This window comes from Streptomyces deserti, assembly GCF_054782695.1.
This window is the reverse complement of sequence record NZ_BAAGRZ010000025.1, coordinates 105,521-116,595: the sequence shown is the minus strand read 5'-3', so window position 1 is coordinate 116,595 and position 11,075 is coordinate 105,521. Positions and strand designations below refer to the sequence as shown.

Annotated in this window: 7 protein-coding genes and 1 riboswitch; of the genes, 5 read left to right on the top strand and 2 right to left on the bottom strand. The window is 72.1% G+C overall.

Annotated features, from left to right (window positions below):
• Positions 1–91: 91 nt before the first annotated feature.
• A complete protein-coding gene (locus ACYVMZ_RS30450; RefSeq protein ID WP_461085320.1) occupies positions 92–2,545 on the bottom strand; it encodes a DNA gyrase/topoisomerase IV subunit A in 2,454 nt (817 codons plus the stop codon).
• A 264-nt stretch (positions 2,546–2,809) separates the two neighbouring features.
• On the opposite strand from ACYVMZ_RS30450, the gene ACYVMZ_RS30445 reads away from it, so the two are divergent.
• From ACYVMZ_RS30445 to ACYVMZ_RS30430, 4 genes are all read left to right on the top strand, one after another.
• Entirely contained in the window at positions 2,810–4,204 is a 1,395-nt protein-coding gene (locus ACYVMZ_RS30445; RefSeq protein WP_461085318.1) for a M16 family metallopeptidase, read from the top strand.
• A complete protein-coding gene (locus ACYVMZ_RS30440; protein WP_461085316.1) occupies positions 4,201–5,589 on the top strand; it encodes a M16 family metallopeptidase in 1,389 nt (462 codons plus the stop codon). The genes ACYVMZ_RS30445 and ACYVMZ_RS30440 overlap by 4 nt, the downstream gene beginning before the upstream one ends.
• Positions 5,590–5,780: 191 nt before the next feature.
• A riboswitch (cyclic di-AMP (ydaO/yuaA leader) is annotated at positions 5,781–5,946 on the top strand.
• A gap of 14 nt (positions 5,947–5,960) precedes the next feature.
• Positions 5,961–6,725, top strand: a complete 765-nt coding sequence (locus ACYVMZ_RS30435) for a M23 family metallopeptidase (protein WP_461085314.1) — start codon at positions 5,961–5,963, stop codon at positions 6,723–6,725.
• A 189-nt stretch (positions 6,726–6,914) separates the two neighbouring features.
• A complete protein-coding gene (locus ACYVMZ_RS30430; protein WP_461085312.1) occupies positions 6,915–7,610 on the top strand; it encodes a GntR family transcriptional regulator in 696 nt (231 codons plus the stop codon).
• Between the two features lie 160 nt (positions 7,611–7,770).
• Here ACYVMZ_RS30430 and ACYVMZ_RS30425 read toward each other — a convergent pair whose 3' ends face one another.
• Positions 7,771–8,052 (bottom strand): HPr family phosphocarrier protein, encoded by a 282-nt coding sequence (locus ACYVMZ_RS30425; protein WP_030235221.1) that lies wholly within the window; start codon positions 8,050–8,052, stop codon positions 7,771–7,773.
• Positions 8,053–8,242: 190 nt separating this feature from the next.
• Between ACYVMZ_RS30425 and ACYVMZ_RS30420 the strand changes: the two genes are divergently transcribed.
• The gene (locus tag ACYVMZ_RS30420; RefSeq protein WP_461085309.1) at positions 8,243–11,056 is read left to right on the top strand and encodes a bifunctional acetate--CoA ligase family protein/GNAT family N-acetyltransferase; all 2,814 of its coding nucleotides are present in this window, start codon (positions 8,243–8,245) and stop codon (positions 11,054–11,056) included.
• The last annotated feature ends 19 nt before the right edge of the window (positions 11,057–11,075 follow it).

Below are 11,075 nucleotides of genomic sequence, written 5' to 3'. Positions count from 1 at the left end.
AGCAGGCCAGACCCTTCAAGTGGACCAAAACCGCAGACCAGATCATCGACCGCATCTGCCGCTACTGCGACAGGATCTCCGGACCGGGACACTAGACCGGGCCTGCCACCACCGCCACCGTCTTCGCCAGCGAGACGCCCGAGCCGTCGCGGCGCGGGTCGGGCTCCGGCAGGTCGGCCGGGGACCCGTTCTTCTGCGCGGCGCGGGCCGGGGCGGGGCCCGCCCAGGCCAGGGACAGGCAGTCCTCGCCCTTCAGGAACCGCTGGCAGCGCACGCCGCCGGTGGCCCGGCCCTTGCGCGGGAACTGGTCGAACGGGGTCAGCTTGCCCGTCGTCTGGACGGAGTCGTCGAGCGTGCCGCGCGAGCCCGCGACGGTGAAGACGACCGCGTCCGAGGCCGGGTCGACGGCCGTGAAGGAGATGACCTTCGCGCCCTCGGAGAGCTTGATGCCCGCCACGCCGCCCGCCGGCCGGCCCTGCGGGCGGACCTGGGATGCCTGGAAACGCAGCAGCTGGGCGTCGTCCGTGATGAAGACCAGGTCCTCCTCACCGGTGCGCAGCTCCATCGCGCCGACGATCCGGTCGCCCTCCTTGAGCGTGATCACCTCCAGCTCGTCCTTGTTGGCCGGGTAGTCGGGCACCACGCGCTTGACGATGCCCTGCTCCGTGCCGAGCGCGAGGCCCGGCGACGACTCGTCGAGCGTGGTCAGGCAGACCACGTCCTCGTCGTCCTCCAGGGAGACGAACTCCGCCAGCGGCGCGCCGCCCGACAGGTTCGGCGTCGGCATCGACTCCGGCAACTGCGGCAGGTCGACGACATTGAGGCGCAGCAGGCGGCCGGCCGAGGTGACCACGCCGACCTCGCCGCGGGCCGTGGCCGGCACCGCCGAGACGATCACGTCGTGCTTGACCCGCTTGGCGGCGCCGTCCTCCGGGAAGGGGTCGCCGTTGGCCGTGCGGGCCAGCAGGCCCGTGGAGGACAGCAGCACCCGGCACGGGTCGTCCGCCACCTGGAGCGGCACGGGGGCCGGGGTCGCGGCCGACTCCAGCAGGACCGTACGGCGGTCGGTGCCGAACTTCTTGGCCACGGCGGCCAGTTCGTTGGAGACCAGCTTGCGCAGCTCCGCGTCCGACTCGAGGATCCGGGTGAGCTCCTCGATCTCCGCGTTGAGCCGGTCCTTCTCCGCCTCCAGCTCGATGCGGTCGTACCTGGTCAGGCGGCGCAGGGGGGTGTCCAGGATGTACTGCGTCTGGACCTCGCTGAGTGAGAAGTGCCCCATCAGACGTTCCTTGGCCTGCGCCGAGTTGTCGCTGGAGCGGATCAGGCGGATGACCTCGTCGATGTCCAGGAGCGCCGTGAGCAGGCCCTCGACCAGGTGCAGACGGTCGCGCTTCTTGCCGCGGCGGAACTCCGAACGCCGTCGTACGACGTCGAAGCGGTGGTCGAGGTAGACCTCCAGGAGCTCCTTCAGGCCCAGCGTGAGCGGCTGGCCGTCCACCAGGGCCACGTTGTTGATGCCGAAGGACTCCTCCATCGGCGTCAGCTTGTACAGCTGCTCCAGGACCGCCTCCGGCACGAAGCCGTTCTTGATCTCGATGACCAGGCGCAGGCCGTGCTTGCGGTCGGTGAGGTCCTTGACGTCGGCGATGCCCTGGAGCTTCTTCGACCCGACGAGATCCTTGATCTTGGCGATGACCTTCTCCGGGCCGACCGTGAAGGGCAGCTCCGTGACGACGAGGCCCTTGCGGCGTGCCGTCACGTTCTCCACGGAGACCGTCGCGCGCATCTTGAACGTGCCGCGGCCCGTCTCGTACGCGTCGCGGATGCCGGACAGGCCGACGATGCGGCCGCCGGTGGGCAGGTCGGGGCCCGGGACGTGCTTCATCAGGGCGTCGAGATCGGCGTTCGGGTGCCGGATCAGGTGGCGGGCGGCCGCGATCACCTCGCGCAGGTTGTGCGGCGGCATGTTCGTGGCCATGCCGACGGCGATGCCCGAGGCGCCGTTGACCAGGAGGTTCGGGAAGGCGGCGGGCAGCGCCACCGGCTCGCGCTCCTGGCCGTCGTAGTTGGGCTGGAAGTCGACGGTGTCCTCGTCGATGGACTCCGTCATCAGGCCCGTGGCCTCGGCCATCCGGCACTCGGTGTACCGCATGGCCGCCGGCGGGTCGTCGTTGCCCAGCGAGCCGAAGTTGCCGTGGCCGTCGACCAGGGGGACACGCATCGAGAAGGGTTGGGCCATGCGCACCAGCGCGTCGTAGATCGACGCGTCGCCGTGCGGGTGGAGCTTGCCCATGACCTCGCCGACGACCCGGGCGCACTTCACGTAGCCGCGGTCGGGGCGCAGGCCCATCTCGTTCATCTGGTAGACGATGCGGCGGTGCACCGGCTTGAGACCGTCGCGCGCGTCCGGCAGGGCGCGGGAGTAGATGACCGAGTACGCGTACTCGAGGAAGGAGCCCTGCATCTCGTCGACGACGTCGATGTCGAGGATCTTCTCCTCGTACGAGTCGTCGGGCGGCGGTGTCTTCGTGCTGCGGCGGGCCATCGCTGCCGGCTCCTTGCTGAAGCGTGAACGGATCTGACGCGGACCATTGTGGACCGCCGCACTGACAACCCGTACCAGGCCCCGTCTCCGGCCGCCCCGCCCCGGTGCCGTCCGCGATCGCCCTTGCCCGGCCGGTCACCGGGTTCTCGCTCTCGGCGTACGCCGCCCGGGAACTTCACCGGCGCTCCGCACGCTTGCATACAGTGGCAGGACCGGCAGGAAAACGGCGGTTTCGAGGACCGCTCCGCGATCGAAGGGACGTACATGCCCATGGGTCACACGGCCACAGCCCAGGCAGGCTCCGGGGGCCTGACAGCGACCGAGCACCGCCTGGCCAACGGCCTGCGCGTGGTGCTCTCCGAGGACCACCTGACCCCGGTCGCGGCGGTGTGCCTCTGGTACGACGTCGGCTCGCGCCACGAAGTCAAGGGGCGCACCGGCCTGGCTCACCTTTTCGAGCACCTGATGTTCCAGGGTTCTGCCCAGGTCAGGGGCAACGGCCACTTCGAGCTCGTCCAGGGCGCGGGCGGCTCGCTGAACGGCACCACCAGCTTCGAGCGGACCAACTACTTCGAGACCATGCCCGCCCACCAGCTGGAGCTCGCCCTCTGGCTGGAGGCCGACCGCATGGGCTCCCTGCTGGCCGCCCTGGACGACGAATCCATGGAGAACCAGCGCGACGTCGTCAAGAACGAACGCCGGCAGCGCTACGACAACGTCCCCTACGGCACCGCCTTCGAGAAGCTGACCGCTCTCGTCTACCCGGAGGGCCACCCGTACCACCACACCCCCATCGGGTCGATGGCGGACCTGGACGCGGCCACCCTGGAGGACGCCCGCCAGTTCTTCCGCACCTACTACGCGCCGAACAACGCGGTGCTGTCGGTCGTCGGCGACATCGACCCGGAGCAGACGCTGGCCTGGATCGAGAGGTACTTCGGCTCGATTTCCGCCCACGACGGCAAGCCCGAGCCCCGGGACGGCGCGCTGCCCGACATCATCGGCGAGCAGCTGCGCGAGGTCGTCGAGGAGGAGGTCCCGGCCCGCGCCCTGATGGCCGCCTACCGGCTGCCGCACGACGGCACGCGCGCGTGCGACGCGGCCGACCTGGCACTCACCGTCCTCGGCGGGGGCGAGTCCTCCCGCCTGTACAACCGGCTGGTGCGGCGGGACCGTACGGCCGTGGCGGCCGGGTTCGGCCTGCTGCGGCTGGCCGGGGCGCCGTCCCTGGGGTGGCTGGACGTGAAGACGTCCGGCGACGTGGAGGTGCCGGTCATGGAGGCCGCCATCGACGAGGAGCTCGCCCGGTTCGCCGAGGAGGGCCCCACGGCCGAGGAAATGGAGCGCGCCCAGGCCCAGCTGGAACGCGAGTGGCTGGACCGGCTCGGCACGGTCGCGGGCCGCGCCGACGAACTGTGCCGGTACGCCGTGCTGTTCGGCGACCCACAGCTCGCCCTCACCGCCGTCCAGCGCGTGCTGGAGGTGACGCCCGAGGAGGTCCGGGAGGTTGCCAAGGCCCGGCTGCGCTCCGACAACCGCGCGGTGCTCGTCTACGAACCGATCGCCCCGGAGCACACCGAGGACGTGGAAGGCACCGAGGACCCGGAGTCCGCGGCGACCGTGGAAGCCACCGACGACAACGAGGAGGCGGCGAAGTGACCGAGCTCGCCACGATGGAGTTCCACCCCCAGCCGCAGGCGGGCGAGCCCAAGCCGTGGGCCTTCCCCGCCCCCGAGCGCGGCGCGCTCGACAACGGCCTGACGGTCCTGCGCTGCCACCGCCCCGGCCAGCAGGTCGTCGCCGTGGAGGTGCTGCTGGACGCGCCCCTGGACGCCGAGCCGGCCGGCCTCGACGGCGTCGCCACGATCATGGCGCGGGCCTTCTCCGAGGGCACCGACAAGCACTCCGCCGAGGAGTTCGCCGCCGAGCTGGAGCGCTGCGGCGCCACCCTCGACGCGCACGCCGACCACCCGGGCGTCCGCCTCAGCCTGGAGGTCCCCGCCTCCCGCCTCGCCAAGGCGCTCGGCCTGGTCGCCGACGCCCTCAGGGCGCCCGCCTTCGCGGACAGCGAGATCGAGCGGCTGGTGCGCAACCGCCTCGACGAGATCCCGCACGAGCTGGCCAACCCCTCCCGACGTGCCGCCAAGGAGCTCTCCAAGGAGCTGTTCGCGGTGGACTCCCGCATGTCGCGCCCCCGGCAGGGCACGGAGGAGACGGTCGCCGCCATCGACTCCGCGGCCGTACGCGCCTTCTACGAGAAGCACGTCCGTCCCGCCACGGCCACCGCCGTGGTCGTGGGCGACCTCACCGGCATCGACCTCGACGCGCTGCTCGGCGACACCCTCGGCTCCTGGACCGGCTCCCCGGGCGAGCCGCGGCCCGTGCCGCCGGTGACCGCGGACGACACCGGCCGGGTCGTGATCGTGGACCGGCCCGGCGCCGTGCAGACGCAGCTGCTGATCGGCCGTGTCGGCCCGGACCGGCACGACCGCGTGTGGCCCGCCCAGGTCCTCGGCACGTACTGCCTGGGCGGCACCCTCACCTCCCGTCTGGACCGCGTCCTGCGCGAGGAGAAGGGCTACACCTACGGCGTACGGTCGTTCGCGCAGGTCCTCAGGTCCACGCCTGAGGGCACGGGTGCCGCGATGCTCGCCATCAGCGGTTCCGTCGACACCCCGAACACCGGTCCCGCCCTGCAGGACCTGTGGACCGTGCTGCGCACCCTCGCCGCGGAGGGGCTCACGGACGCCGAGCGCGATGTCGCCGTGCAGAACCTGGTGGGTGTGGCGCCGCTGAAGTACGAGACGGCAGCGGCCGTCGCGAGCACGCTGGCCGACCAGGTCGAGCAGCACCTGCCCGACGACTACCAGGCCGCGCTGTACCGGCAGCTCGCCGCGACCGGCACCGTGGAGGCCACGGCGGCGGTCGTCAGCGCCTTCCCGGTGGACCGTCTGGTGACCGTCCTCGTCGGCGACGCGGCCCAGATCAAGGAGCCCGTGGAGGCCCTCGGCATCGGTGAAGTGACCGTGGTGTCCGCCGAGTAGGGGCACGCGCGCGTAGGGGCCCTGGTGACGCAAGAGTCGCCAGGGCCCCCGTATGCCCGATTTGAGGCGGAGGTTGCCTGTCTGCCCTGTGGGATGCGCTACAAACCCCACGATTCGTTTGGGGATTGAAAGTCGGCCCGTTTAGCTTCATCCGGGCTGTCCGTCAGGCAGTGCGCCGCACCCGCGGCAGCGGACAGTCATCGCCGAGTCCCCGTACGGCGCGAGCCAGGGGAGCCGGGGACCCACCACACAGTCCCTGGGGTGAATCGGACGCCCGCGCGAGCCGCGAGGGGGTCCGTAGGAGACCTTCCTGCTCCGAACCCGTCAGCTAACCCGGTAGGCGAGAAGGAAGGAAAGGACCAGCACACTTCATGGCGTTCACCCGCGCCACCGGGAAGCACCGTCGTCCCAGCCGCATGCAGCGCAGCACCGCCCGCGCGGCGGGCGTCGCCGCCCTCGCCACCACCGGCGTCATCGGCACCGTCGCCGCCCCGGCGTTCGCCGCCGAACCCGCCGCCGAGCAGACCGGCCTCACTCCGGTCATCACCATCGGCGACTCCATAGCCGACCAGATCGACGCCCAGGCCGCCGCCCAGCAGCAGGCCGCCGAGGAGGCCGCCGCCCGGCAGAAGGCCGAGGAGGCCGCGCGCAAGAAGGCGGCCGAGGCGGCCGAGAAGGCCCGCGAGGACCGGGAGCGCGCCGCCCGCGAGGCCGAGCGCAAGCGCCTGAACACCTTCGTGCCGCCCATCGCCGGCTCCTACGTCTCCACCGGCTACAAGACCGGCAGCGCCGTGTGGTCCTCCGGCAGCCACACCGGCGTCGACTTCCACGCGGCCAGCGGCACCCCCGTCCAGGCGGTCGGCATGGGCACCGTCGTCGAGGCCGGCTGGGGCGGGGCGTACGGCAACCAGGTCGTGATCAAGATGAACGACGGCACCTATACCCAGTACGGGCACCTGTCGTCCATCGGTGTCTCGGTGGGCCAGCAGGTCACCCCGGGCCAGCAGATCGGCCTGTCCGGCGCGACCGGCAACGTCACCGGGGCGCACCTGCACTTCGAGGCCCGTACGAGCCCCGAGTACGGCTCCGACATGGACCCCGTCGCCTACCTCCGCTCGCACGGCGTGAACCTCTGACGACGGACGGCTCGGCCATGACGATGCCCCGGCTCCCCGAGCCGGGGCATTCGCCGTTTCGGGCGGCCGACTGTCCAAAAAATATGCATGGATTCCGGCCCGCCGTCGGAAATTCCAGCTCATTGCAATAGAGTCACGGAACACGCGTCCAACGTCGACGTTTCACGGGGATTAAGGCGGAGGTCGGTCATGCGTATTCCGGCGCACTCGGTATGTACGGCGATCCGGGACGACATCGTCGCGGGTGTCTACGAGCGCGGCAGCCGGCTCACCGAGGAGGTCCTCGCGCGCCGCTACGGCGTCTCCCGCGTCCCCGTGCGCGAGGCGCTGCGCACCCTGGAGGCCGAGGGCTTCGTGGTGACCCGGCGGCACGCGGGCGCGTGCGTGGCGGAACCCTCCGAGCAGGAGGCCGCCGACCTGCTGGAGATGCGCATGCTCCTGGAGCCCCTCGGTGCCTCACGCGCCGCCCAGCGCCGTACCGAGGCCCATCTGAAGGTGCTGCGCGGCCTGGTGAGGCTCGGTCAGGAGCGTGCCCGCCGGGGCAACAGCGAGGACCTGCGCTCCCTGGGCGGCTGGTTCCACGAGACGCTCGCCCAGGCCTGCGGCAGCCCCGCGCTGACCTCGATGCTGACCCAGCTGCGTCACAAGATCGCCTGGATGTACGCCGTGGAGGCGCCGGCCAACCCCGTGGAGTCCTGGGCGGAGCACGGCGCGATCGTGGACGCGGTGGCACGTGGCGACGGCGAGCGTGCCCGGGCGCTCACGGCGCTGCACACCGAGCGCGCGACGGCCGTGCACCGGCTGCGCTTTTCCGGCGGCGGTGACCGCCCGGACCGTGTGAGGACTTCGCAACATCCCGTAAACATGTCGGGCCTGCGGCATTAACACGGGCGCCGTATACAAAGAAGGGGCTATTCGGCGGGGTCTATTTCTGCTGCCCTTTTTTGGTTTCCCGGGAATTCCGGGGGCCGGCTCGGGTGAAAAAACGGCGGAGCCGCGCCACCCGGAATGGGCGACGCGGCTCCGCCTGGTGCCGCGATGTGGCTCAGACGGTCTCGGGAAGCTCCTCGAGGCCCTCGGAGACCAGCTTCGCCAGCCGGTCCAGGGCGGCGTCCGCGCCCTCGGCGTCGGAGGCGAGGACGATCTCCTCACCGCCCTGGGCGCCCAGGCCGAGGACGGCCAGCATGGAGGCCGCGTTGACGGGGGTGCCGCCGGCCTTGGCGATCGTCACCGGGACGCCTGCGGCCGTGGCGGCTCGGACGAAGATGGAGGCGGGGCGGGCGTGGAGGCCCTCGGCCCAGCCGACGTTGACGCGGCGCTCAGCCATGTGTTGCTGCCCTTCAGGTGTTCAGGGTTGTCTAGACCAGTTTCCCACACGTGAACCATGCCCGGAACGGGCGCACACCGGGTGTACGCCCCTCCGGAAGGTGGCGGTCGGGCCGCGGCCTCGGCCCGAACTTCCGTCCTCCACAGACTGCCCCGCGCCGTTGTCGGACGCGAGCCGTACTCTGGGGCCCATGCAGACCTCGTCGGACCGGCACGAGTACCCCGCCCACTGGGAAGCCGACGTGGTGCTGCGCGACGGCGGCACCGCGCGCATCCGCCCCATCACCGTTGATGACGCAGACCGCCTGGTCAGCTTCTATGAGCAGGTGTCGGACGAGTCGAAGTACTACCGCTTCTTCGCGCCCTACCCTCGTCTGTCCGCCAAGGACGTCCACCGCTTCACGCACCACGACTTTGTGGACCGGGTGGGACTCGCGGCCACGGTCGGCGGCGAGTTCATCGCCACCGTACGCTACGACCGGATCGGCGCCGACGGAATGCCCGCGTCGGCACCGGCCGACGAGGCCGAGGTCGCCTTCCTCGTGCAGGACGCCCACCAGGGCCGCGGCGTCGCCTCCGCCCTGCTCGAACACATCGCGGCCGTCGCGCGGGAGCGCGGCATCCGCCGCTTCGCCGCCGAGGTGCTGCCCGCCAACAGCAAGATGATCAAGGTGTTCACGGACGCCGGGTACACCCAGAAGCGCAGCTTCGAGGACGGCGTCGTCCGCCTGGAGTTCGACCTCGAACCCACCGACCGCTCCCTGGCCGTGCAGTACGCGCGCGAACAGCGCGCCGAGGCGCGCTCCGTGCAGCGGCTGCTCGCGCCCGGCTCGGTGGCCGTCATCGGCACCGGCCGCGCGCCCGGCGGCGTGGGCCGCAGCGTGCTGCACAACATCCGGGACGCCGGCTTCACCGGCCGGCTCCACGCCGTGAACCGGGCCTTTCCCGAGGAGCAGAAGGAGCTCGACGGGGTGCCCGCGTACCGCTCGGTGCGGGACATCGACGGGCCCGTCGACCTCGCGGTCGTCGCCGTGCCGGCCGAGCACGTCCCCGAGGTGGTCACCGAGTGCGGCGAGCACGGCGTGCAGGGGCTCGTCGTGGTCTCCGCCGGGTACGCCGAGAGCGGGCCCGAGGGGCGTGAGCGCCAGCGCGCCCTGGTGCGGCACGCGCGCGCGTACGGCATGCGGATCATCGGGCCGAACGCCTTCGGGATCATCAACACCTCCCCGCAGGTGCGGCTCAACGCCTCCCTGGCTCCCGAGATGCCGCGCCCGGGCCGCATCGGCCTGTTCGCCCAGTCCGGCGCCATCGGCATCGCCCTGCTCTCCCGGCTGCACCGGCGCGGCGGAGGCGTCACCGGCGTCACGGGCGTGTCGACGTTCGTCTCCTCCGGCAACCGGGCCGACGTCTCCGGCAACGACGTCCTCCAGTACTGGTACGAGGACCCCGACACCGACGTCGTCCTCATGTACCTGGAGTCCATCGGCAACCCCCGCAAGTTCACCCGCCTCGCGCGCCGCACGGCCGCGGCCAAGCCGCTGGTCGTGGTCCAGGGGGCACGGCACGGGGCGGCACCCCAGGGGCACGCAGTACGGGCGACGCGACTGCCGCACGCGACCGTGTCGGCGCTGCTGCGGCAGGCCGGCGTGATCCGGGTGGACACCATCACCGACCTGGTCGACGCGGGCCTGCTGCTCGCACGCCAGCCCCTGCCCGCCGGACCCCGGGTGGCGATCCTCGGGAACTCCGAGTCGCTGGGCCTGCTCAGCTACGACGCCTGCCTCGCCGAGGGCCTGCGCCCGCACCGCCCGCTGGACCTGACCACGGCCGCCACCCCGGCGGACTTCCACGCGGCACTGTCCCGTGCGCTCGCCGACGACACGTGCGACGCGGTCGTCGTGACCGCGATACCGACGGTGGGGGAGGGATCGGCCGGGGACGCGGCCCTGGCGGAGGCACTGCGATCGGCCGCGGCCGCGGTCCCCTCGAAGCCGGTGCTGGTGGTTCACGTCGAGCTCGGCGGCCTCGCTCAGGCGCTGTCGGCCGCCGCGAGCACCGCACCCCAGGCCGTCACCACACCCCCCGACCACCCCTTCCGCCCCGGGGAACGACTGCCCGCCGCCGTCCAGGCTCCCGATGGAGCCCACCCCATCCCCGCCTACCCCGCCGCCGAACGCGCCGTCCGCGCCCTCGCCCAGGCCGTCAAGTACGCCCAGTGGCGGCGCGAGGCCGCCGACCCCGGCAAGGTGCCGGAGTACGAGGACATCGACGAGAAGGGCGCCGCCGAACTGATCGACGGGCTGCTCGCCCGCGGGCAGGGTCTCACCCTCGGCCCCGAGGACACCTGCGAACTGCTCGGCAAGTACGGCATCCACGTCCACCGCGCCCTGCCCGCCCCCACCCCCGACGCGGCGGCCGAGGCCGCCTGCACCCTCGGCTACCCCGTGGCCCTCAAGGCCACCGCCCCGCACCTGCGGCACCGCGCCGACCTGGGCGGCGTACGCCTGGACCTCGCGGACGAGGAACAACTGCGCCGGGCGTACGCCGAGTTGACCGGCCTGTTCGGGAAGCCGGAGGAGCTGCGCCCCGTGGTGCAGCGGATGGCCCCGCGCGGCGTCGACACCGTCGTACGGGCCGTCATCGACCCCGCGGCCGGAGCCGTGCTCTCCTTCGGGCTCGCCGGAGCCGCCTCGCAGCTGCTCGACGACATGGCGCACCGGCTGATCCCGGTCACCGACCGGGAGGCGACCTCCCTGATCCGCTCGATCCGGACGGCACCGCTGCTGTTCGGCTGGCGCGGTTCGGCGCCGGTCGACACCCCCGCCCTGGAGGAGCTGCTGCTGCGCGTCTCCCGCCTGGTCGACGACCACCCGGAGGTCGTCGCGGTCACCCTGGAACCGGTCGTCGTCGCCCCACGCGGCCTGAGCGCGCTCGGCGCCTCCGTACGCCTGGCGCCACCGCCCGCCCGCGACGACCTCGGCCCGCGGACACTCCCCACGTACTGACCGGGGACGAGCGGTCCCT

Bases quoted from the DNA above. Each gene is read 5' to 3' on its own strand.
- ACYVMZ_RS30450 (WP_461085320.1), bottom strand. From the start codon at position 2,545: ATGGCCCGCCGCAGCACGAAGACACCGCCGCCCGACGACTCGTACGAG.
- ACYVMZ_RS30445 (WP_461085318.1), top strand. From the start codon at position 2,810: ATGCCCATGGGTCACACGGCCACAGCCCAGGCAGGCTCCGGGGGCCTG.
- ACYVMZ_RS30435 (WP_461085314.1), top strand. From the start codon at position 5,961: ATGGCGTTCACCCGCGCCACCGGGAAGCACCGTCGTCCCAGCCGCATG.
- ACYVMZ_RS30430 (WP_461085312.1), top strand. From the start codon at position 6,915: ATGCGTATTCCGGCGCACTCGGTATGTACGGCGATCCGGGACGACATC.
- ACYVMZ_RS30425 (WP_030235221.1), bottom strand. From the start codon at position 8,052: ATGGCTGAGCGCCGCGTCAACGTCGGCTGGGCCGAGGGCCTCCACGCC.
- ACYVMZ_RS30420 (WP_461085309.1), top strand. From the start codon at position 8,243: ATGCAGACCTCGTCGGACCGGCACGAGTACCCCGCCCACTGGGAAGCC.